This window comes from Nitrospirota bacterium, assembly GCA_040757335.1.
In the GTDB taxonomy this organism is placed as follows: domain Bacteria; phylum Nitrospirota; class Nitrospiria; order 2-01-FULL-66-17; family 2-01-FULL-66-17; genus JBFLXB01.
On record JBFLXB010000021.1, the window covers coordinates 24,972 to 48,242 of the forward strand.

At 62.1% G+C, this 23,271-nt stretch carries 23 protein-coding genes; 2 read left to right on the forward strand and 21 right to left on the reverse strand.

Annotated elements, in window-relative coordinates; genetic code table 11:
- Position 1: 1 nt before the first annotated feature.
- From groL to AB1451_11715, 21 genes are all read right to left on the reverse strand, one after another.
- Positions 2–1,633 (reverse strand): chaperonin GroEL, encoded by a 1,632-nt coding sequence (gene groL / locus AB1451_11615; GenBank protein MEW6683551.1) that lies wholly within the window; start codon positions 1,631–1,633, stop codon positions 2–4.
- A 67-nt stretch (positions 1,634–1,700) separates the two neighbouring features.
- Positions 1,701–1,994 (reverse strand): co-chaperone GroES, encoded by a 294-nt coding sequence (locus AB1451_11620; GenBank protein MEW6683552.1) that lies wholly within the window; start codon positions 1,992–1,994, stop codon positions 1,701–1,703.
- A gap of 125 nt (positions 1,995–2,119) precedes the next feature.
- Positions 2,120–3,484 carry a S41 family peptidase gene (locus AB1451_11625; GenBank protein MEW6683553.1) on the reverse strand — a complete coding sequence of 455 codons (1,365 nt, stop codon included), beginning with the start codon at positions 3,482–3,484 and terminating at the stop codon, positions 2,120–2,122.
- On the reverse strand, positions 3,481–4,698 hold the full coding sequence (locus tag AB1451_11630; GenBank protein ID MEW6683554.1) for a peptidoglycan DD-metalloendopeptidase family protein: 1,218 nt from the start codon (positions 4,696–4,698) through the stop codon (positions 3,481–3,483). The genes AB1451_11625 and AB1451_11630 overlap by 4 nt, the downstream gene beginning before the upstream one ends.
- Positions 4,661–5,524, reverse strand: a complete 864-nt coding sequence (locus AB1451_11635) for a permease-like cell division protein FtsX (protein ID MEW6683555.1) — start codon at positions 5,522–5,524, stop codon at positions 4,661–4,663. Before AB1451_11635 ends, AB1451_11630 begins: the two co-directional genes overlap by 38 nt.
- Positions 5,521–6,270, reverse strand: coding sequence for an ATP-binding cassette domain-containing protein (locus AB1451_11640; protein MEW6683556.1), 750 nt, complete (start codon positions 6,268–6,270; stop codon positions 5,521–5,523). Before AB1451_11640 ends, AB1451_11635 begins: the two co-directional genes overlap by 4 nt.
- Positions 6,270–6,653 (reverse strand): hypothetical protein, encoded by a 384-nt coding sequence (locus tag AB1451_11645; GenBank protein ID MEW6683557.1) that lies wholly within the window; start codon positions 6,651–6,653, stop codon positions 6,270–6,272. The genes AB1451_11640 and AB1451_11645 overlap by 1 nt, the downstream gene beginning before the upstream one ends.
- A gap of 41 nt (positions 6,654–6,694) precedes the next feature.
- Complete coding sequence (locus AB1451_11650; protein MEW6683558.1) at positions 6,695–7,072, reverse strand: YraN family protein; 378 nt, start codon at positions 7,070–7,072, stop codon at positions 6,695–6,697.
- Positions 7,065–7,673 (reverse strand): ribonuclease HII, encoded by a 609-nt coding sequence (locus AB1451_11655; protein ID MEW6683559.1) that lies wholly within the window; start codon positions 7,671–7,673, stop codon positions 7,065–7,067. Before AB1451_11655 ends, AB1451_11650 begins: the two co-directional genes overlap by 8 nt.
- A 175-nt stretch (positions 7,674–7,848) precedes the next feature.
- Positions 7,849–8,268 carry a 50S ribosomal protein L19 gene (gene rplS / locus AB1451_11660; GenBank protein MEW6683560.1) on the reverse strand — a complete coding sequence of 140 codons (420 nt, stop codon included), beginning with the start codon at positions 8,266–8,268 and terminating at the stop codon, positions 7,849–7,851.
- Between the two features lie 58 nt (positions 8,269–8,326).
- Positions 8,327–9,100, reverse strand: a complete 774-nt coding sequence (gene trmD, locus AB1451_11665; GenBank protein ID MEW6683561.1) for a tRNA (guanosine(37)-N1)-methyltransferase TrmD — start codon at positions 9,098–9,100, stop codon at positions 8,327–8,329.
- On the reverse strand, positions 9,090–9,629 hold the full coding sequence (gene rimM / locus AB1451_11670; GenBank protein ID MEW6683562.1) for a ribosome maturation factor RimM: 540 nt from the start codon (positions 9,627–9,629) through the stop codon (positions 9,090–9,092). The genes trmD and rimM overlap by 11 nt, the downstream gene beginning before the upstream one ends.
- 26 nt (positions 9,630–9,655) lie before the next feature.
- Positions 9,656–9,916: a 30S ribosomal protein S16 gene (gene rpsP, locus AB1451_11675; GenBank protein ID MEW6683563.1), complete on the reverse strand. Its 261-nt coding sequence runs from the start codon at positions 9,914–9,916 to the stop codon at positions 9,656–9,658.
- Between the two features lie 61 nt (positions 9,917–9,977).
- Positions 9,978–10,820, reverse strand: coding sequence for a diguanylate cyclase (locus AB1451_11680; GenBank protein ID MEW6683564.1), 843 nt, complete (start codon positions 10,818–10,820; stop codon positions 9,978–9,980).
- 38 nt (positions 10,821–10,858) lie between these two features.
- A complete protein-coding gene (gene ffh / locus AB1451_11685) occupies positions 10,859–12,190 on the reverse strand; it encodes a signal recognition particle protein (protein MEW6683565.1) in 1,332 nt (443 codons plus the stop codon).
- A 599-nt stretch (positions 12,191–12,789) separates the two neighbouring features.
- Positions 12,790–13,035, reverse strand: a complete 246-nt coding sequence (locus tag AB1451_11690; GenBank protein ID MEW6683566.1) for a zf-HC2 domain-containing protein — start codon at positions 13,033–13,035, stop codon at positions 12,790–12,792.
- A gap of 90 nt (positions 13,036–13,125) precedes the next feature.
- Positions 13,126–13,734, reverse strand: coding sequence for a sigma-70 family RNA polymerase sigma factor (locus tag AB1451_11695; protein MEW6683567.1), 609 nt, complete (start codon positions 13,732–13,734; stop codon positions 13,126–13,128).
- A gap of 282 nt (positions 13,735–14,016) precedes the next feature.
- Positions 14,017–16,392, reverse strand: a complete 2,376-nt coding sequence (locus tag AB1451_11700) for a vitamin B12-dependent ribonucleotide reductase (GenBank protein ID MEW6683568.1) — start codon at positions 16,390–16,392, stop codon at positions 14,017–14,019.
- Between the two features lie 264 nt (positions 16,393–16,656).
- Positions 16,657–18,459 (reverse strand): hypothetical protein, encoded by a 1,803-nt coding sequence (locus tag AB1451_11705; GenBank protein ID MEW6683569.1) that lies wholly within the window; start codon positions 18,457–18,459, stop codon positions 16,657–16,659.
- Between the two features lie 25 nt (positions 18,460–18,484).
- A complete protein-coding gene (locus AB1451_11710) occupies positions 18,485–19,012 on the reverse strand; it encodes a hypothetical protein (GenBank protein MEW6683570.1) in 528 nt (175 codons plus the stop codon).
- 103 nt (positions 19,013–19,115) lie between these two features.
- Positions 19,116–19,943: a patatin-like phospholipase family protein gene (locus AB1451_11715; protein MEW6683571.1), complete on the reverse strand. Its 828-nt coding sequence runs from the start codon at positions 19,941–19,943 to the stop codon at positions 19,116–19,118.
- A 71-nt stretch (positions 19,944–20,014) separates the two neighbouring features.
- Between AB1451_11715 and AB1451_11720 the strand changes: the two genes are divergently transcribed.
- Positions 20,015–21,904, forward strand: coding sequence for an ATP-binding protein (locus AB1451_11720; GenBank protein ID MEW6683572.1), 1,890 nt, complete (start codon positions 20,015–20,017; stop codon positions 21,902–21,904).
- On the forward strand, positions 21,882–23,228 hold the full coding sequence (locus AB1451_11725) for a sigma-54 dependent transcriptional regulator (protein MEW6683573.1): 1,347 nt from the start codon (positions 21,882–21,884) through the stop codon (positions 23,226–23,228). Before AB1451_11720 ends, AB1451_11725 begins: the two co-directional genes overlap by 23 nt.
- Positions 23,229–23,271: the final 43 nt, after the last annotated feature.

Genomic DNA, 23,271 nt, shown 5'->3' on the forward strand with positions numbered 1-23,271 from the left:
TCTAGTACATGTCTCCCATGCCTCCGCCGCCGTGCATAGGAGGTGTTTTGGCCTCTTTCTCGGGAATCTCAGCGACCATCACTTCGGTCGTCAACATCAAGCCCGCCACACTCGCGGCATTTTGCAACGCCGTCCGCGTGACTTTGGTCGGATCGATGATCCCGGTTTCGATCATATCGACATAGGATTCGGTCGCGGCGTCGAATCCGTACGTGGGCTTGGACCCGTGGCGTACCTTATCCACCACCACCGATCCCTCCAGCCCGGCGTTGGCCACGATCTGACGGATCGGCTCTTCGAGTGAGCGCCGAATGATGGTGACGCCGATCTGCTGGTCGTGATCCAACTTCAGTTTTTCGAGGGCCGGAACACATCGCAGCAGGGCGACCCCGCCGCCCGGTACGATCCCCTCTTCCACCGCCGCCTTGGTGGCGTGGAGCGCATCCTCGACTCGCGCTTTCTTCTCCTTCATCTCGGTCTCGGTCGCGGCTCCGACGTTGATCACGGCCACGCCGCCGACCAGCTTGGCCAATCGCTCCTGGAGCTTCTCGCGGTCGTAGTCCGAGGTGGTCTCCTCGATCTGGGCCTTAATCTGCTTGACCCGTCCCTGGATCTTGCCCGAGTCTCCCGCGCCCTCCACGATCGTCGTGTTGTCTTTGTCGATCGTGATCCGCTTCGCCCGTCCAAGGTCGGTGATCTTGACGTTCTCCAACTTGAGGCCGAGATCCTCGGAAATCACCTGGCCACCCGTCAAAATGGCGATATCCTCGAGCATCGCCTTGCGGCGATCGCCGAAGCCCGGCGCCTTGACCGCCGCAACATTCAGGGTGCCCCGCAGCTTGTTGACTACCAGGGTGGCCAACGCCTCGCCTTCGACTTCCTCGGCGATGATCAACAGGGGCTTCCCCATGCGCGCCACCTGTTCCAAGATCGGCAGCAAGTCTTTCATCGTGCTGATCTTTTTCTCGTTGATCAGGATGAACGCGTCGTCCAACGCCGCTTCCATCCGCTCCGGATCCGTCACGAAGTACGGAGAGAGGTAGCCGCGATCAAACTGCATCCCCTCGACGACATCCAGCGACGTCGTCATGCTCTTGGCTTCCTCCACCGTGATCACGCCGTCCTTGCCCACTTTTTCCATCGCCTCGGCGATGAGATCGCCGATGGCTTTGTCGTTGTTGGCCGAGATCGTGCCGATTTGCGCAATTTCTTTTTTGGTTTGACAGGGTCGGCTGATCTTTTTCAGTTCGTCAAGCACCACCTCGACCGCGCGGTCGATTCCGCGCTTGATGTCCATCGAGTTCGCTCCGGCGGATACGCTCTTTACTCCCTCCCGGAAGATCGCCTGAGCGAGGACCGTCGCTGTCGTGGTTCCGTCACCCGCCACATCGCTCGTCTTGCTGGCCACTTCTTTGACGAGCTGGGCGCCCATGTTCTCATATGGGTCTTTGAGCTCGACCTCCTTGGCCACGGTCACGCCGTCTTTGGTGATGGTCGGCGCACCGAACTTCTTCTCGATCACCGCATTACGGCCCTTGGGGCCCAAGGTGGCTTTCACGGCATTACTGAGTTGGTTGACCCCTTTCAGGATCGACGCTCGCGCGTCTTCGCTGAATGTTATCTGTTTCGCCATCGTTGTTCCTCCCTCTCTGCTCGATACGATCCTGCTCGGCCGTGTTCAATCGCCGGTCGGCTCTTCGTCACTTTTCGAGGATCCCCAGGATGTCGTCTTCCTTGAGGATCAGGTAGTCGGTCCCCTCGAACGAGATCTTGCTCCCCGAGTATTTATCGAACAGGACCTCGTCGCCCACCTTCACGGACTTCACCTCGCCGCCAACGGCCTCGACTTTTCCCCGCTGGGGTTTCTCTTTCGCAGCGTCCGGGATGTACAGTCCGCCGCTCGTTCGCTCCTGTTCCTCCGAATAGCTGACAAACACCCGTTCCTTGAGCGGTTTAAACGCAACTTTCTTCCGCACTGCCGTCTCTGCGCCCATCGACTCTCCTCCTTGTGACTTGGTGACTTGATCTTTTAGTAGCACTCATCGGCGATGAGTGCTAGCGATAGTACAGAGGGGGAGAAAAAAAATCAAGCAATTTTTTTGTTAACTATTTCAGTATGTTATGTATCTTTTCCTTGCGAGGCTTCTGTTGGTGGGGTCGCCGGTGTCAGGTAATCCTTGAAGATCGCCCAGCTCTTTAGCAATTCAATGGCCTTTTGAAGCTGGAGATCGTCATCAGGGTCCGCACCTTCTCGCGGCAGATCGGGAATCGGCGCGATCTCTGCTGGTTCACTCGACTCGTCAGGAGCCTGCGGCACGGACTCGTTCTCGAGATGGCGCTCCAAGTCTCGTTCGCGGATTACCTGGCGCTTCACGTCGCCCTTTACCACGTTCCGGACCACGATGGTGGGATCAATTCCCGTGTTCTGGATGGACCGGCCCTTCGGCGTGAAGTATTTCGCCGTGGTTAACCGAAGCGCCGATCCATCGCTCAAAGGAATGATGGTCTGGACCGACCCCTTCCCGAAGGTCGTAGTGCCCACGACCACGGCTCGCCCCCAGTCCTGCATCGCACCCGCTACGATCTCCGACGCGCTGGCGCTGCCTTCATTGACCAGGACGATCATCGGGAGGTCGAGGATGGGGTGGGCGCCGTCTGCGGTGTACTCTTCGGCTTTACCCTGGCGGCCCCTGATCGAAACGACCACCTTGCCCTTCGGTAAAAATTGCTCGGAGACCTCGACCGCGGCGGTCAAGAGCCCTCCCGGGTTGTTCCGAAGGTCCAAGATCAGCGACTGCATCCGCTGTTGCCGCAGGCTGTCGAGCGCTCGGTCCAGGTCCTCTCCCGTCTGTTCTTGGAACTGCGTCAGACGCACGTATCCGATGCCGTTCTCCAACACTTTGTGCTTGGTGCTCTGGATCTTGATGATCTCGCGGACCAGCGTGACATCGAGCGGGGACTCAGCCCCTTCGCGCTCGATCGTCAACGTGACCTTGGTGCCCTTGGCCCCTCGCATCTTGTTGACGGCATCCATCAGGGTCATGTCTTTGGTGGTCGTCCCGTCGATCTTCACGATTCTGTCGCCCGCAAGGACTCCAGCCCGGTCTGCCGGCGTCCCCTCGATCGGAGCGATCACGGTGAGTCGCTCGTCTTTCAGGCCGATCTGGATGCCCAGCCCGCCAAATTCTCCCCTCGTGTCCACCTGCATTTCCTTGTACACGTCCGGGGGCATGAACGCCGAGTGGGGGTCGAGTGTATTGAGCATTCCCCGGATCGCGCCATACACGATGTCTCGGGTCGCGGTCTCTTCCACGTAATCACGCTGAACCTTGTTCAGCACCTCGGTAAACGGCCGCAGCTCTTCGTAGGTCTCGACCTGTTGGGCAATCCCCTTCCCCTCCAACACTCGCCCGGATAGGAGCCCGGCGACGAACACCACGAAAACGCCGAGCGGCACCCAGCCGGCGCGTCGATAATCGGTCATTCTGTTCCTCCTCGTTTCACCAACCACCCCAACGGATTGAGAGGACTCTCTCCGTGCCTCAATTCGAAGTATACCCGGCCATCGCTCTCCGCCGCAGACGCTTCACCAAGTCGATCGCCAGGCCCAACCGCGTAACCAGGCTGGACCTGGACGGATGTGGCGTTGGCGTACAGAGAGAGGTATTGATCGCCGTGATCGACAATCACGACCATGCCATACCCTTTGACCCGATCCGCGTAGGCGACGGTCCCCTCCGCGACGGCGCGGATGGCTTCCCGTTTGGCCACTTTGATTTCAATCCCTTTGCGATCTACATAGGTCCCGAAACGCGGATGCTTCTGGCGGCCGAACAGGCTGACCACCTCGCCTTGGACCGGCCAGACGAGCCGTCCCTTCAACGCGGCCAGTCCCACCCCTTCTCGGGGCGCTTTGGACGTGAGAACCAGATCACTGATGAGCGCCTCGAGCCGCCGCGATGCCTCTTCGAGATCGCGGATCGATTTGCTGTACGCCACTCGCTCCGTCCGAAGCTCACTCAGCAAACGACGCCGGGCTGCCCGCTCGGCCAGCACCGCCTTCAGCGCGGCCCGCTCCTCGCGTCGAACGTCTTCGAGGTCTTGTCGCAATTGTTCCAACGTCTGAACCTGCTCGGACAGCGAAACCGCCGTCGCCTGCGCCTCGATCACCGCACGACGGTCTCGTTCGACCACCCGTCGAACCGTATCATAACGAACCGTCATTTCCGCCGGCGCGGCCGCAACAACGAACGTTCCATCATACACCCCTTTCCACTTAGCCAGTTCGCGAACTCGCGTCCTGGCCACCCGACGGGTTTCATCGGCTCGGTCCTGCAGGTCGACCAACGTGCGCACCGCCTCGGCGATTTCTTGATCTTTGTGGTCCACGCTCAACTCCGCAAGGCGGAGGGCACGGCGTTGAATGGTCAGCACCCGCTCCGACTCGCGCAGGCGCTCTGCCACGGTCCGTTCCTTCGAATGAACCCGATCACGCTCTTTTTTGATCCGATCCAGCTCTTGCTGAAGTTCGGCGAGTTCTTGGCGCTCCTTCGCGATCCGCTGCGCCAGCGAGTCTTTCGCCCATCCGTGGCCCGCGGGTGCCCCAAGCAGAACGAGTACCGCGAACGCGACAACCCGACCCCGACCCGCGAGGCCGCATTTACGGGGCTGCGTGTCGTACCCGGCGAACCGCCACAAGACTTCCAATCCCTCCTACCAAGATGCCCAGACCGATCAAGCCCGGAAGGAGTCCGGCTGGGAAGTCCAGCCGACCGACCCATCCCGCCAACAAGCCTTCGAACGCGGCCCCCCATCGGTATCGAATGGCCAGCCACACCCCGCTCAACAAGGCAGACGCGATCAGGCCGCCCAAGAGCCCGATGGTGACCCCCTCCAAGAAAAAGGGTTTGACGATCACGCCTTCGGAAGCGCCAAAAAGGCGCAGGAGCGACACCTCGGCCGCTCGATATCGAAAGGAGATATGGACCATCACGCCGATCACCACGGCCACCCCGCAGGCCAGTGCCACTCCGACCGCCGTGCCCAGGATCGACACGGCGCGGGCCGCGACGCTGAGATCCCGAATCAGGCTTTCCCCGTACCGGACCTCCTCAACCCCTGGGAACTCGGACCAGCGTGAGGCGAGGCGTCCCATGGCCTCGGGACGCTGGGCATTCTCTCTCATGGACACTTCGATCGAAGCCGGAAACGGGTTCTCTCCAAGCCCTTCCAGAGAAGAACGGTCGAGCTGCATGAACCGGAGAAATTCCTCCTGGGCTTGGGCCTTGGAGATCATGCGTTGGGTGCCCACCGCAGGCTCCGAAGCGATCGCGGCGCGAACGGCGTTGACCTCGTCCGAAGACGCCGCGTCGGTGAGATACACCACAACCTTCACGTCAGCGCGCCACCCCCGCATGAGCACCCACGCATTCCACGCGACGAGCCAGCACCCCCCGGTGAGGGTCAGGACCACCGCGGTGGTGATCGTCACCCAGATCGTGGGACCGCGGTAACCCGCTTTCACGCGCACCCCCTTTTCGCGGGCCCTTCCTCAATGCGCCCCTCGCGCAGGAACAGGCGACGGGCTCCCAACACCTTGGCCACTTCTGGATCATGCGACGCCACGAGCATCGTCACGCCCCGGGCGTGCACGTCCCGCAGCACCGCCAGCACCGAGGCGGCGGTCGCCCGATCGAGCAGGGCGGTGGGTTCGTCGGCGAGGACCACCGCGGGGCGCGGTGCCAAGGCTCTGGCGAGAAGAACGCGTTGCGCTTCACCCGCCGACAGTTGGTCCGGGTAGTCGTCGCGACGCCCTTCAAGCCCGAACGTTTTCAATAACTCGTACACGCGTACCCGCCGTTCGCGTAACGGGGTTCTCACCGCCCGCAGAGCCAGAGCCACGTTCTCTCCCACCGTCAGGTGCACGAGAAGGGGCATCCCGGTCACGAGCAAGCCCATCGTGCGCCGGACCTGCGCCAGAGCGGCTGGTCCGTTCGCGCTGACCTCAACCCCGCCCACCGCAATTTCCCCGGCGCTGGGACGCTCGATTCCGGCCACCAACCGGAGCAGGGTACTTTTGCCGGCCCCGGTCGGTCCCTCGACCACCACGAGATCGCCCCGTATCATCCGGAGCGACACCCCACGCAACACGTCGATACCGGAGAAAAACGACTTCCAGACGTCGACGACCTGGACCCCCAACGGAGACGGTGCCGCCGTGCGTTCGGACGCCGTGTCCAGTCGACGGCCGAATACGGTCGGCGTGGGCATCACGCGCTCCGGCTCCGCTTTGACTGCAGGTATTCGTCGATCACTTCATCGAGCGTCCGACGGCCGCGCGGAATCGACGGCGGGGGCGTTGGCGGGGACGATGCCGTTTGCTGAGCGGCCGTGGTTCGGCCGACGCCGGAACGTTGTTCCGACGCCAGACTCTTGATCATCGCTTGGTGTTGCTCCTTCATCATTTCCCGGATCACGTCGGGGTTGGGCCCGGATTGGAGCACATCGGCGTATGACACTTTGCGCGACGAGAGGATAGCGCCCCCCGCGAACAGGTGGGTCACGATAACCGGATTCTGCTGGCCCCCGTCCTCGGTCTGGACGTGATAAATTTTCCCGTCGTGTTCAATATCCGTATTGATTCCGCTCAGCATAGGCTTTCGCTCACCTCGTCACGGCCACGGCGCTCCGCACGCTACAGTAATCCCGACGCGTCAAAGGCGTTGGTGATGACCTCGACACGCGGCGTCCATGTCGCTCGTTCATCAATTACCACGATGTCAAACCGGCACGGCGGTTCTCCCAGTCGTCGCCGGGACAAATAGCGTTGCGCCAGCCGAACGATTCGTCGTTGTTTTCGTCCATCGACCGCGTACGCCGGGTCGCCAAACTGCACCGCGCGACGCGCCTTGACCTCGACAAATACCAGCGTATCGCCGTCGTACGCCACGACATCCAATTCGCCCCAACGCGACCGGCAGTTGCGTTCGATGATTCGATACCCGAGGCGAACCAACGCGTCGGACGCGACCGCCTCGCCACGCCGCGCAAATGCACCCGTCTCACTACGCATCACCCACCGCCTGGTGCAGCACCGGACGAAAGGTTCGACGATGAATGCGACAAGGTCCCAGGTGTGCGAGCCGCTCAAGGTGACGCGGGGTCCCGTAGCCCTTGTGGACGGCGAACTCGTACTGGGGATAGCGGGCGTCGTAATCGATCATGAACCGATCCCGAGCGACTTTGGCCACGATTGACGCCGCTGCAATCAGGTAGCTGGTGGCGTCGCCGTGGACGATCGCGCGCTGCGGAAACGGAACACCCGGGAGGGCCACCGCATCAACCAGTACGGCGTCGGGTTGGGCATTCAGACGGTTGACGGCCTGTTCCATGGCCTTCACGGTCGCGCGGAAGATATTGATCCGGTCGATGTCCCCGACATCCACCACGCCCAGGCCGATGGCCGAGGCGCGTCCGACGATCTCGTAATACAGGCGCTCCCGCTCACGCGGCGTGACTGTTTTCGAGTCACGCACGCCGGGTATCGGTTGGCTCCAGGGCAGGATCACGGCTGCCGCCACGACCGGCCCGGCCAGGGGACCCCGTCCCGCCTCATCGATCCCGGCGATGGTGACGTAACCCGAGGCGACTAGCTCCTGCTCATACCTGAGCACCCGAGAACCGCCTCCAGCGGACGGTCGCTGCGCTAGCAGGGTGCTGAAAAACTCCGCACCCTGCTTTCCCAGGGGCTCGCGCCCCTAGGACGGCCCCGAAGAGCGGGGCCTGTGACCCCTCGAAGGGAGCCCACCCCCTTCGAGCAACCCCCTCGCAGGCTTTTTCGGCAGCCTGCTAGGAAACGGGAAGCGTCTCGGCGGCGACCGTCTCGGTCTCTTCCGCGCCGACCACGGCCTTTGACGCGGTCGCCTCCATACCCCGTTCGGCGATCCGTGCCGCCCGTCCCTGTTTGGACCGCAGATAATACAGCTTGGCGCGGCGCACCCGGCCCGATCGGACCACCTCCACCTTCTCAACGAACGGAGAGTGTACCGGAAAGATCCGCTCCACGCCAACGCCGTATGACACCTTCCGGACGGAGAACGTTTCCCGATTGCTGGTGCCCTTCCTCGCGATCACCACGCCCTCGAATACCTGGATCCGTTCCTTCTCGCCTTCGATCACCTTGACGTGGACGCGGACCGTGTCGCCCACCTCAAACTCCGGAGCCCCGGTTTTGAGCCATCGTTTTTCGATCCGCTGCATCTGGTTCATGGATCCTCCTTGCCCGGAGAACATCGGGAGCCACTGCTCCGGTTCCCGTTCGCATCGATCAAGTCAATTCGCTCGGTTCACCCATCGAACCGGTCGCCACGGACGCGGCATCGTCTCGGATAATCCGCGCCCGTTCTTCGTCGCTGAGGTGCGCGCGGACCCAGAGGTCAGGCCGCCGACGGGAGGTTTCCCGCAACGACTGTTCCCGCCGCCATCGACGAATCTCCTCATGATGACCGGACAGCAACACCTCGGGCACCCGCATGCCGCGGAACTCCGCGGGGCGGGTGTACTGGGGGTATTCGAGCAGCCGTTCCACGAACGACTCTTCACGGGTCGACTGGGGGTCGCCGAGCACACCGGGAACCAGCCGCGTGGTGGCGTCCAGCATCGCCAGCGCCGCCAACTCTCCGCCTGTCAACACATAATCGCCGATCGAGACCTCTTCCCACGGCGCCGTGCCGTGGATGCGCTCGTCCACCCCTTCGTAGTGACCGCACAAGAAGGTGAGCCGCCGGGTTTCACGGCTCCACGCTTCAGCGACATCGTGGGTAAAGAGCCGCCCGCGCGGCGACGTCAACACCCAGTGCCTGGGCTGCGCATCGACTCGAAGGGCGTCCACGGCGCGGGCAACCGGTTCGACTTTCAAGACCATGCCGGCGCCGCCCCCATAAGGAACGTCGTCCACCGTGCGGTGACGATCTTCGGTGAAGTCCCGCAAGTCGATCACGCGCACCGCCAACCGCCCGAGCTCGCACGCGCGCCGCAAGATGCTCGTCCCCAATACGGCCCGCAGCATGTCGGGGAACAACGTGATGATGTCACACTGCAGCGTCATCCAACCATCCATTCGGCGGCCGAACCGTCACCCGACGCGTCTCACGATCGACACGGATCACGAGCTCTCGCACCAGGGGAAACAAGCGTTCGGTCCCGCCGTCGTCGAGCACCAACAGGTCGTACGGTCCAGTGGACCACACGTCCCGCACGGTCCCAACGGATACGCCAGACTCCGTCGCCACCGCCATGCCCTTCAGTTCGTCGTAATAGAAGCGATCATTCTCCAATGGCGCGCGCTCGGACTCCTCAATCGCTAAAGCGCATCCCCGCCAACCGTCGACCGCGTCGATCGACGTACACCCCTGGAACCGGAGGGTAAGGGTCCCCCCCGACGCACCTTCGGCCCCGGCCAAGGTCACACGCACCGGCGGCTGGGCCATCACCCAGAAACCGGCTCCGACCTGAAACCGGCCCGGAACGTCGGACCACGATTCGGCTTTGACCGCGCCGCGAAGGCCAACAGGCCTCAACAGGCGAGCCACCATCACCGGTTCGCGAGGCCCAGATCGGGGTTCTTTCACCCCTGCACTCGTCGGCGCCGCGTCGGTCACACCGCGCGCACGGATGGGGCTCCGACTCCGGCGCGCTTTAACAGCTGGCGAACCGTGGTCGTCATCTGTGCTCCCCGCTCCAACCAAGCCTTCGCCTTCGCCGCATCCACGCGGACCGCGGGAGGCTCGGGCAACGGATCATAGGTGCCCAACACTTCAATAAACCGTCCGTCTCGTGGCGACTGCGAGTCCGCCACCACGATGCGGTACAACGGTCGCTTGTGTCGACCGTGTCGTGCCAACCGAATCTTGACCATATTCGTCCTTTCTCCTTCTGCCTGCTTCCTTCGTTTCAGGAAATTCCCGCCGAAACAGCGGTTACTCCACTCGCTTGACCGCGTGTTTGGCCGCCTTGATCAAGCCCGCGTAGCCGTCGTTTGACACGGTGCCCACGCCGTACGAAACCGACAAATCGCCGCGCAACCGACCTTCGGCCTTCTGAGCCTTGAGTCTCGCCTCGATCCGAGACACCAAACTCGCCGCACCGTCCGAATCCGTGTCGAGCAATACCATCGCGAACGCCGCGTGATCATACCGTCCCGCGATGTCAACCTTCCGAAGCGACGCACGGACCGCCTCACCGACCGCCCGGATGGCCTGATCGGCGTCCGGCCCGTCCAAGACCTCCCCGGACATGGAGACGACGACGGCCGCCAGCTTCCGTCGCTGGCGCTCGGCCAACTTGACCTCACGCCGATAGAGGTCGTCGAAGTAGGTTCGGGCGTAGAACCCCGACACCCGATCCACCCGATCGACCGACAGAATCTCCTCTTCGAGCGCAGCGCGATCTGTCACGTCTCGGATCAGGATCATGGCCAACGCTGACCCGTCTACCGCCTTCAACGGTACACACGCCGCCGGCGCGGTCTGTCCGCCGCGACCGGGCAAATTCACTTCGAGGACCGGACTCGTCTCCTGGCGCTCCAGCGCCGCCAGACCGGGGCAGGCCGTCTCGCACAGTTCGAACCCCTCGGCGTTCTGACACACCGCAACCTCGTTGCACACTCGCTGCCCCAACGCAGTGTCAGCCGAGCACGCGGTGAGCCGCTCAGCCGACGGGTTGAGGGCCACGATGCGCAAGGCCCGGTCGATGACCATCACCCCGTCCGAGGTGTGTTGAAACAACTCTTTCACCCGTTCCCGCTCGATCTCGAACCCCACGGGTCCCTCCTGAGTCGGCGGTGATGCGGCCTGGGGCGTCAGGCGGAAAACAGTCTTGCCGCCAGGTGTCGGCCGCGTCCGGTCTTCAGCGTCTTCATCATCCGTTTGGCTTGGATAAACTGCCGAAGGAGCTGATTGACATCCTGAACCGTGGTCCCGCTTCCCCGGGCGATGCGTTTTCGGCAACTTCCGTTGATCACCTCGGGATGGCGCCGCTCGCGTGGCGTCATCGAGTTCACAATCGCTTCAACGCGCGCCAGATCTCGCTCCGGCGCGCTGCCCTCCAGGCGGCCGGTAAGTCTATCCCCTCCGGGAATCATCGCCAGCACGTCCGCGAGCGGCCCCAGCTTCTTGACCTGTTGGACTTGCGCCCTAAAGTCTTCCAGCGTGAACGAGTCGGCGTTGACCGAGTCGGCGATCCGCTGCGTGTCGGTTGCCGAAAATGCTTCGCGCGCTCGCTCGACCAATCCCTCTACATCACCCATCCCCAAGATCCGAGAGGCGACGCGATCCGGGTGAAACGGCTCCAACGCCGTCAACGACTCCCCGGTCCCCAAATATTTGACGGGCTTTCCGGTGACCGCCAGCATCGACAACACCGCCCCGGCTCGAGCATCACCCTCTGTTTTCGTCAGCACAATTCCCGTCAATCCGATGCGTTGTTCGAACTGCTCAGCGATGGACAGGGCCGACTGACCGGTCATCGCATCAGCCACCAACAAGACCTCGTGAGGAGCCACCACCTCGCGAATTGCCGACAACTCGGCCATGAGAGCGTCGTCAATCTCGAGACGACCCGCGGTGTCGAGGATCACGATATCCATGGCGAGCGCGTCAGCCTTGGCCACCGCGGCCCGACAAACAGCCTCTGGCGTCGTTTCCTCGCCAGCCACGTAAACCGGCACCGAGATTTGCTGACCTATTACCTCGAGTTGCCTGACCGCCGCCGGCCGCTTGAGGTCCGCGGCGCCCAGCAGGACGCGTCGGCCGTTTGACGAGAAAACCCTGGCGATCTTTCCAGCCGTCGTGGTCTTGCCCGCGCCTTGGAGTCCCACCAGCATGATCACGGTTGGCGGGTTAGCCGCCAACTGGATGGCTCGATGCGAGTGCCCCATCAACGCCCCCAGCTCTTCCCAGACGATGGTCAAGACCTGTTGGCCGGGCGACAGACTTTGCAGAACGTTCTGCGCAAGCGCGCGCGGCTTCACACGATCGATCAAACTTTTGACAACCTTATAGTGGACGTCGGCCTCAAGCAATGCCAGTCGGATGTCGCGAAGGGCTTCTGTTACCGCGGCTTCGTCCAACAAACCGCGGCGACGCAAGCGCTTGAACACGTTTTCAAACTTTTCCCTGACCCCGGTCCACACCGTCAAATGACTCCCGTTGCTACGAGTCGCATCGAGCGCACCGCCACCTAAACCGCGTGCCCCAGCGTGCTCGGAGCCGTTGACGCCTCTTTCATCGAGGGCGTCGTCGTTACCGCAACCGAAACAGTCTAGAGAAGCGACCGCCGAAAGTCAAGGATATTTCCTTTGTCTTTTCAATTGCTCCAGCTCATTCGGCCTCCGCAGACTTGGCCCATCACCGATATCCCGACCAAGAATGGAACGGCCCAAAAGGTCAGCTCGAACCACTGTCGCAGGGGAACCACCGCCAGCACCGGAAGGTGGACGTGGAACCATCGGAGCGAGAATTTCGGCGACGCGGCACGAAGACGTCAGGCCCCAAGGTAGAGCACGAACACGGCACTCCCCACGCGGCAAGAAGCGTGATGCGGCTCACCCGCTTTGCCCCCAGATATCCACAAATTACCGGGGACCCGACGATCTGACCCTCTGCGCAGTTCCACGGGGGCACGGTGCGACGCTATCAAGCCGCCGTAGAAATCTCAAATCCCGACTGTTCGGAGTGTCGGGATCCGCCGGGCCGCATCGAAGCGACCCGACCTCCAGGCAGCGGGAGGGGTCTACTGCTGGGGGTCGGAGGAAGAGCGCTTGTGAACGAACTCTGCGACTTGGCGAGGCGTCATGGGCGCCGGAGAACTCGTTGTGTTGGTCCTCAGAAGGTGAAGAAAGGACCGTTCCACGTTAAAGGTGTTCTGGCAGGTCAAGCAACCCAGCAGGTGGGTGTAGACTCGAGTGCGGTCACGCTCGTCGAGCTCTCCGTCCAGATACGGATACAAGAACTTCATGATGCCGTCGCAGTCGCTCATTACGCTGCAAGTGTCCTGGCGACAGGACACCACGAGAACGTGTGGTGGGCGGGAGTGGGCGCGTCTGGGATTCGGAACGCGGAGTATTGGCTAGGCCACCGCGTGTTGGTGGCTCGCTGACACCGCGCGGGGTTGGCGATGGGCCCAATAATCCTTGAGGGATTTTTTCAGCAGGTTCCTCCCGCGGGACAAGCGCGACATCACGGTGCCGAGCGGACAACTCATGATTTCAGCGATCTCTTTATAGTCAAACCCCTCGACATCTTTGAGGAGAACGGCCAAACGAAGTTTGTGCGGCAAAGAATCCATGGCCCGCTGGAAGTCCTGTCGGAAGAGCCCGCGTTGATGGCGGTCGCTCGCGGCGACCAAAATTTCTTTCGGAGACTCGTAGGGGTCGTCCTCCACAATCTCAAGCTCTGTCAGCGAGACCTCACGGGCACGCTGGTGGTAGCGGTTGATGAAGAGATTCTTGGTGATCGTAAACAACCACGCCTTATAATTCGCGATGTGTTCATACCGGTGGTAGAAACGGAAAGCCCGAAGATACGCATCCTGAACCAAATCGTGTGCGTCATCGCTGTTGCCGGTTAAAACCAGCGCAAAACCATACAGTGAGTCCAGATACTTGAGCGTCAGATCCTCAAACTCGGCTTTTTTTGCTGCTCCGGGTCCTTCCAGCGTCATCACTGCGTTTTCCATCGTCTCTACCCCGCCCCCCAGAAAGGTGATTCGATCTTGCCCACGGACAGGGTGGAGACGCTGCAAGCCTGACGCCAGAACTCTCAGGGCAGTTTTTGGGGGTCTATTGGAGCTTGGGAGTGCGTCTAATGGGAAAAGGTTCCCAAACTTTTCCACTATTAGGCCTGACGCGGACCAGTTTTCAACAGCTAATCCACCGTCAATGCATAGGGAGGGAAGGTGAGAGGATGGGAAGGGAAATCCCCTACCATGCTCTCACCTGTGTAAGTCAGTACATAGTCCTCAGCTACAACGCGAATACCCACATATCCCACATTTCTCACATCCTTCCTCAAACTTGAGTTCGCAGCCGCAATCGGGACACGGAAACGCGACTTTTCCCGTCCGCTTGTACACGGCAAGCGGCTCTATCTCGGCGTCCAGCGTGGTTGGAGCCTTCGCCGCCAGATACTCCGCGACGCTTTTCGCGATGGCGTCTGAGCAGGACAACACCCGGTCGGGACCAACGCCATACGGTTTGTCGCAGCGGATGCCGACCAGCTGTTTGACGATCGCACGAGGGTCAGCGCCGGCTCGCAACGCCAGGGAAATCAGGCGACCGATGGCTTCGTTAAACGAGGCCTCGCAACCACCGGATTTTCCCATCATGTTGAATACCTCAAACGCGCGACCGGTTTCGTCTTGATTGACGGTCACGTACAGATCCCCGCATGATGTCTTCGTGCGGCTGGTGCTGCCGGTCGTCGTACGAGGGCGCGGCTTGGGCATGATCAGCGACGGCGTTCCTCCCGCGGGAGGTGGCAGGACCGGCGGCACAACCGGGAGCGCCACCTGGTCGACCACCGATGTGGCGGCCGGTGCCCCGAGGGCTGCCTCTGATCCGACGGAGACGGATGTCTTCGCTGATTGCCCGATATTGAGTACCTGCTCGTCACGGCTGCCGTCTCGGTAGACGGTAATTCCTTTGCAACCGAGCGTATACGCAAGTTGGTAGGCCTTTTTGACGTCCTCCACCGTGGCGCTGGCCGGCAAGTTGATGGTTTTGGACACGGCACTGTCGGTGTGCGCCTGAAACGCCGCCTGCATCCGAACGTGCCATTCCGGCGCGACGTCGTGAGAGGTCGCGAACACCCGCTGCCAATGCTCGGGGACGTCGCTCAAACCGCGAGCCGAGCCGTGGTTGTCGAGGATGCGCTGGATGAGGTCATCGCGCCAGAATCCCTCCCGCTTAGCCACCTCGATGAAGTCCTCCAGCACATACGGGAGGTGCTCCCCATCCATCACGTTCTTGTACCAGATCAAGGAAAATTCAGGCTCACACCCGCCCGACGTATCCGCAATCATGGAAATGGTCCCGGTCGGCGCTACGGTGGTCACGTACGAGTTGCGCAGTCGGTGGCCCTGTTTCTGGTGCAGCGATCCCTCCCAATAGGCGTACGGCCCGCGCTCGTCCGCCAACCGCCGTGATTCGTCGTAGCCGATATCGCGGAAGAACTTCATGATCTGCCGCCCCATCGCAACGCCGTCATTGGAATCGTAAGCGATGCCGAGCTTAAACAACAGCCGGGCGAACCCCATAATCCCCAAGCCGATCTTCCGATTCGCCTTGGTGATGGCTTCGATCTGCGGAATCGGGTAAGCGTTCATGTCGATCACGTTGTCCAGAAATCGAACGCTGGTTCGAATCGTCTGTTCCAATCGCGACCAATCGATCTCGTAGCAGCCGTTCTGCCGGATCACGTGGCGTTCGACGTTGATGCTCCCCAGGTTGCACGATTCATATGGGAGCAGGGGTTGCTCCCCGCAAGGATTGGTCGCTTCCATGGCCGCGACGTGCGGCGTCGGGTTGGTGCGGTTGGTGACATCGATGAAAAACAATCCGGGTTCGCCGTTGCGCCAAGCCGAAGACGCGATGCGGTCGAAGACCTCACGCGCGGGCAGTCGTCGCACGGTTTGACCGTTGCGGGGGCTCACGAGGTCGTACTCTTCCCCCCGCTCAACCGCCGCCATGAATCGATCGGTAATCGCTACACTGATATTGAAGTTGGTAATCTCCTTGGTATCCGTCTTACAGGTGATGAACTCGAGCACGTCGGGATGGTCCACGCGCAGGATGCCCATGTTCGCCCCGCGGCGTGTCCCCCCTTGTTTGACGGCTTCGGTCGCGTGGTTGAACACTTTCATAAATGAGACCGGCCCCGAAGCCACGCCCCCCGTTGTGCGCACCACATCATCCTTGGGCCGCAACCGTGAAAAGGCGAATCCCGTTCCTCCGCCGGTCTTGTGAATGATCGCCGCCTGCTTGACCGTTTCAAAAATGTCCTCCATCGAGTCGCCGACCGGCAGGACGAAGCAGGCGGACAATTGTTGCAACTCCCGGCCTGCATTCATCAGGGTCGGGGAGTTGGGCAGGAAGTCCAACTCCGCCATGATCGTATAAAACCGTTCGTACGCGCGATCCACTTCGGCGTCGGTCCCGTACAACCGCTCGGCCTGCGCGATGTTCCGCGCCACGCGCTCGAACAGTTCCTGCGGGGACTCGACGACGCGGCCCTGCTCATCCTTCGCCAAGTACCGCTTCTGAAGGACCTTCAGCGCATTCGGCGAGATGCGTGGAGCGGGAGATTTCGAGACGGTCGGGGCCGAATCGCCGGTCATCTGGGCGCGTTCACTCATACAGTACCCTCCTTGGTTTCAGGTACGACGTCGGGGGAATTAATTTAGGATGTCGGATCGTGGCAGATCGGATCGCGCTCCGCCAAACGCGAGGCGTGATCGTACTCCCTTCGCATTCCGGGTGTCAAGGGGAAAAACACAATATCGTGGGTTAGTGGCGACACATGGCACCAAGATATTGTGGATTATACTGTGTCTTGGCTGAGAATTCCTGTTTACAGCTTGTGGATAATTAGCGGTCTACCGCTAATCAAGGGTCACGATCAAGTCATACGACCCGAGGGTACCAGCCGCTGGATTGCGCCCGATGCCGGCGGTGGCCCGAGAAATGACTTTTCCGTAGTAGGTTCCCGCAGGAAGGACGACCTGGCCCGTCGATACCGTCGAGGCCAACCGAGCCCCATTATTGATTCCAGCATCGAAATAGGCTTGAGGGATCTGCGCGACGCGATTTCCACAGATCGTCGGGGTGAACAGCCTGGGGGCGGGCGCATTGTCACTGTCAAGTCGCTCAAGTGTGCCGTCACCATTCACGTCGATCTGCACCACATTGCCGTTGGCATCCAGAAGTTGCACGACGGTGTCAGCACCGTTTGAGAGATTAAACGTCTCAATCGTTACCGAACGCGGCGTCGTAAGCTGGATTCGGACGAAATCAACGTCCCCGGCAGGATAGAGCGTGTGACACGTGGTGAATTCATTGACCACCCCCGGAACACCCGGACCAACTGTCGGCGCATCGGCCATCTGGTTGTCGTCGTAATCGCCATACCCAGTCTCATATTCGTCGGGGAAGAACTGCACCCGCCGGAGCTTGGCGGTTGCGGCCAGATTCGTGATCCCGGACGGGCCAACCTGGTTTTCAAACAACGTGGCCAACGTTTCCAGCGACACGTTCGACGGAGCGGTCACCAGGCGCGTAAACAGGTCCCACACGCCCTGTAGACCCATGGCGTAGCGATCCCCGGATTCGTTCCGCGAGTCGTAGAGATCCCAAAGCACAGACGAGACCGAGACTTCGCTGGTCGTATAGATGCCGTGGTCCTCAAGCGGCGTCCCGATCTGCGGCGCGGACAGGATGTCCGAGTGCGGCGTCTCGATTTCAAAGGAATAACTAAAGTCGTGCTCGGGATGGCCGGGGTCACCTCCCCGCGTGTTGACCATCACGCTCCGATTCCTCACCGCCGCAGAAAAGAAGGTGGCCCAGCCCTCAGACCACGCCAGGCGGATGTCCTGGGTATTGTCGTTGAGGTAGTGGGTCCCGCCGGCTTCCGCCGGCTTGGAAAAGCTGTACGCCATAAAGTGTCCGAACTCGTGAAGGATCACGTCGTCGTCGAATTCGTCGTGATCACCGGAATCCGGGTCCGCGCCTCCCGCTCCGCCAGAAAGCTCGATCCCGGCCAGGCGCTGGGTCGGATCATCCCCCACGAAGTACGTCCCGATCGTGCCGGACCCGAACACCGTGCCCGGGGTCCAGCCTACCAGCAGTTCGGCGCTTGGTGGGCGGCCGGCCAGAGCGATCGCCGCCTCGGCTCCCTCGGTGGCGACGTCCAAAATATTAAACGCTCCCGAAAGCGGGAACACCAGACCCGATCCCAGATCCGCCAGTACCGGGACAGCGATGTCCCGATTATACGTTCCCGGTCTTGTTCCGTCGAGCGACGCGCCGGGGCGGCTGTACAGACTCGCTTGGGGGTTATTGATACTGTCGACGACCGCGATTTTGAAGCGGGACGGGTTCGTCCTGGTGGCTACGCGAGGGTACACGGCGGGAAACTCGATGGGCACACCCCTCGCCTGAACGCAGTAGTTCCCGTTTTCATCGGTATAGCTCGTTCCCACCACCCGCCCGTCGACTTCGAGCACCATTTCGACGAGCGCGTGGCGGACCGGCTTGACGTCGCGCCCTCCGGTGAGACCCCGCTCGTTGTAGAGGCGCTTGATGAACGTGACCTTCCCGCCGACGATGACCCCGCTGCCGCGGCAGATCAGATCATCGGTCGGCGTGCCGCCTCCGACGCCGCAGCCCACGAGCAGGATGGCGCCCAATGTCGCGCTCCATCGCCGTGGTCGATTACGGCGCGTCGCGAAATTCGATAACGGATTCACCCGTGGTCGTTTTTTTAGGAGGGGAAAGGCCGAGAGTTTGTTTGGAGCGCTCGCCCAACGACAGGCTCAATGAGCGCACGTCGCCGAGTACCGTTCCATCGGGAAACTCGATCCGCGCGGCGCCTTGGATCACGGAGAACTCGGCCCGGCGAGGACGAACCGTCACGCTAAGGACTCGATTCTCCTGGGCGCGAACGGGTCCGACCCACGCCGTCTCACCGGCCACCAGATCCACCCCCTCCGGCAGGGTAATCGCGAGCGCCACCCGCTCGGCATCAACCAGGGGACGAACCGTGAGCGTGACGGTCAAATCAGCATCAACCGCAACCACTCCGGTGGACTCCAGGACCATCTCAAGCGGGGCAGACGGCATGGTGGCGTGCACACCGCGCGCGCCGACCACCGTGAAAACCAACAGCAAGCCCGCGCCGAGCCCTAGCACCGCACGGCGTGGACTCGGGACGCACCTTCGGATGACCGTGGTCTGGTCCACATGCACTAAGACACCTCCTTTCTGAGGTTTATTCGAGCCGATTTCCCCCAAAATCCTTGGGGTTCGCACGCGCCCGCTGATCCTCGACGTCGCTCCGGGTCGATCAGCGCCAACCGGTCGCTGCGCCCGTCGTCAACCTGCCCTTCGCGAGGACGGCGGCTGCAGCGTCGCGGCCGCGGCCGATCATCAGCGAGCTCTTGGCCAGGTCGTAGAGGGAGACGTCCGACGCATCGACATCGATCATCACGTCTGCCTCCTGGCGTTCCCGGGCCGCGTTCTGTCGGGCAAACAACGAGACGACCTGCACGCCGAGCGACACCAGGTTACCCAGTCGCGCGGTCTCCGCCGCCCGGTAATTGACGTCCACGCCCACCACGCGCGCGGCGGGGAATCGTTCGCGTGCCGCCAAAACCGGGAGCTGGCTCACGGCGCCACCGTCCACCAGAAGACGCCCACCCACGAGCGTCGGGGTGAAAAACACGGGCAGACTGCAGCTGGCCTGGACAGCCAAGGCCACTTCACCGTGGCCGAGCACCACCTTTTCGCCTGTGCGGATGTCGCAGGCCACCGCGGCAAACGGGTATCGCAGATCGTCAAATCCGATCCGGCCGATCAAGCGACGGAGCACCGCTCCCACCCGCTCGCTGGCAAAGAACCCCCGAGGGGACAGCGCAGGAGCCACCACGTCGCGCCACTTCAGCCCGCGCCCGATGCGATCCAGTTCCTGCGTCGAGTAGCGCCCGGACGCAAACAGCGCCCCCACGAACGCTCCCCCACTGGTGCCCACCAGCCCCGCAATCGGGACCTTTGCCTCGGCCAACGCGCAGAGCACGCCGACGTGTCCCGCGGAGCGCGCGGCGCCGCCACTCAACGCAAGCGCCACGCCTGCGGGCTGACGCGGGCTGTCGCCCTGAACCCTGCTCTCTACCATAGCGACCGCCAGTATATCCCACCTGCGCCGTTGACTTCCCGCCGAGACTTCCCCTAAGCTCATGGGCGTCCATGGACGTCCATCCTCCACTCGGACGTCACCGCCTGGTTCGGCGTTTCGTGCTCCCGTACGCGTTGCTGATCATCGGCACGCTCGCGGTGAGCGGCTGGTTCTTTTACGACGCGGCGCAGGATGCGCTGGATCAGGAGCTGACCAAGCGCCTGATTACGGTCGCACAAACGGTGCGCTCCGCCATCAATCCCCGTTATCTCATGCAGATGCGGCCCGGCAGCGAGGGCACCACGCTCTACGCCCTGTTGCTCGGCGATCTCAAACGCGTCCAGCAAGCGTCCAATGCCAGCCACATTTACGTGCTGGACCGCCAGCATCGGATGTTGCTGGACTCCAACGAGCACACTCCGGTCGGCCGCGAATACCTGTTCGTCAAACTCGATTTGGCCGAGTTGGACGAGGTGTGGCAGGGACGGTCGGCCGCCTCGGTGCTGTATCGCGGCCAAGACGGCCGGTATTACAAATCCGGGTATGCGCCGTTGCGCGACCAAGACGGGGGCATCGCGGCGGTGGTCGCCGTGGAAGCCGGTGCCGATTTCTTCGACGCCCTCACCGCCACCAAACGGCACGTGGCGGGAACCGTCGCGATCAGCCTGCTCATTCTCCTTCCCATCGGATGGTGGCTTTCGCGTTCGATCCTCAAACCGCTCTCGGCCCTGGTGTCCGCGATGGACCGAGTGGGCAAGGGACAGCCCCCCGCTAAAGTGGAGATTCTGACCCAGGATGAAATCGGGTATCTCGGTCGACGGTTCAACGAGATGGTGGATGCGCTGGCGGAGAAGGACCGCCTCCTGACCCAACTGTACCAACAGGAACGCCAACGCGCCGACCGTCACCGCGGATACAGCGATTTCCTCTTGCGAAGCATGACGACCGGCGTTATCGGGGTGGATTTCGCCGGACGTCTGACCCGCGTGAATCCGGCTGCGCTCGACATTCTGGACCTTCCCGCCGACGCCGCCGTCGAGGGATCCGGGACGGTCCTGGAACGCGATCATCCGATCATGGTCTTACTGGACGACACGCTCGCCGGCCGCAGCAGCCAGCCGCTCCGAGAGATCCGCTTGCAGACCGGCGCTGGCCGTCAGAAGTGGGTGGGGGTCCACACGGCTCCATTACACGATCTTGACGGCGTGCTGATCGGCGCCTCCGCGCTGCTCACCGACCTGACCGCGGTCAGAAAGCTGCAGGAAGAGGTGCGGCGCAAGGACCGGCTCGCCGCGATTGGTCAGCTCACGGCGGGGATCGCGCACGAAATTCGAAATCCCCTCGCCGCGATCGAGGGGTTCTCCGAGCTCCTGGTCCGACGAATCCAGGACGACAGCGCGCGCATTTTGCTCGATGAGATCGTGCAGGAGGTCAGACACCTCAACCGGATCGTGGGCGATTTCCTCACGTTCGCCCGAGAGCCGCAGCTCCACTTCGAGCCCACCGACGTCGGAGCCTTGATCGAGGGCACGCTGACCCTCCTGCTTTCCACCCACCCGCAACCGGTCACGCTCAAGACGACGCTGCCGCCGCAGCTGTCACCGGTGGTGCTCGATCCGAACGAATTTCGTCGGGCCATCGTCAACATCGTCCGCAACGCACTGGAGGCCATGCCCTCAGGGGGTACGCTCGATGTCGCGGCCGACCTTTCCGACGACCACCTGACCGTCACCATTCGGGACAGCGGTCCCGGCATTCCCGAACACGTCAAGGAACAGATCTTCACCCCATTCTTCACCACCAAGGACCAGGGCACGGGGTTGGGCCTGGCCATCGCGCACAAGATCGTCGAGGGTCACCACGGCGTCATCGAGGTGGACACCGCCCCCGGCGCAGGATCGGCATTTACCATTCGCATTCCGTTGGAAAGGGTTGCTCATGAAGCGTATCCTCATCGTTGACGACAAGGCCTCCATGCGGCACATGCTGCGCCAGGTCTTCCACGAAACAGGGTTCGAGGTGGTGGAGGCGGCTGACGGCGACGAAGCGGTCGCCCGCCTCCGCGAAGGCTCCCTCGACTTGGTCATCACCGACGTCAAGATGCCCAAGGCCGACGGCCTGACCGTGCTGAAGGAGTGCCGGGCGGTCCTGCCTCGAACGCCCGTCATCGTGATGACGGCGTACGGCACGATCGAACAGGCGGTCGAGACGATCCGCCAAGGCGCGTTCGACTACATCGTCAAACCGTTTTCCATCAGCGAAATCGAGATCAAAGCGCAGCGTGCGTTCGACCAAAGCCGCCTCTTGTCGGAGAACGACTACCTCAGAGAAACGCTCTCGCATCAGGTCGGACGCATGATCGGGCGCAGCGAAAAGATGCAGCAGGTTCATCGGCTGATCCGCAAGGTCGCCGCCAGCTCCCCGTCCGTGCTGATTCTGGGTGAGAGCGGGACCGGGAAGGAAATGGTGGCGCGGGACATTCATCAACAGAGCGCGCGCGCCAGTCAGCCGTTTATCGCGGTGAACTGCGCGGCACTGTCCGAAGGGTTGCTCGAAAGCGAGCTGTTCGGCCACGAGCGCGGCGCCTTTACCGGAGCCCTCTTCCAGAAACGGGGGCGCTTCGAGCTCGCGGACAAGGGCACGCTGTTCTTGGACGAGATCGCCGAGTTGTCCCCCGCGCTACAGGTCAAGCTGCTCCGGGTGCTGCAGGACAAGACCTTCGAACGGGTCGGCGGAACGAAACCGCTCACCGTCGACGTACGGATTCTCGCAGCCACCAATCGCGACATTCGCAACGAGATTGCCGAGCGTCGGTTTCGGGAGGACTTGTTTTTCCGCCTCAATGTAGTTACTATATCGCTCCCCCCTCTTCGCGAGCGGCTCGAAGACATCCCCGAGCTGGTCGAATACTTCGTGGCGCGGTACTCGGCTGCTCTGCACAAGCCGGTCACACTGGCTCCGGAGGTCTTGACCTGTCTCATGTCGTACGCGTGGCCGGGCAACGTTCGCGAGCTCGAGAACCTCATCGAACGACTGATCGTGTTGGCGGAAGGCGACCGCATCGAGTATACGGACCTTCCTCAGGAACTGTTCGGTTCCACGCCGCAGCCCGCGTCGGTCGACGGGCTCGCTGATCGGATCGGCCAACTCGAACGTGAGATGATTCGTCGCACGATCGAAGACTGCGGGCACAACCAGACCCGCGCCGCCAAACTCCTCGGTCTCAAACGAAGCTCGCTCCAATACAAACTGAAAAAATATGGGCTCTATTTTCCTTCGTCGTAGTACGCCGGCCACAGATCGGCGCCAGCCGGTCGATTCCACCCCG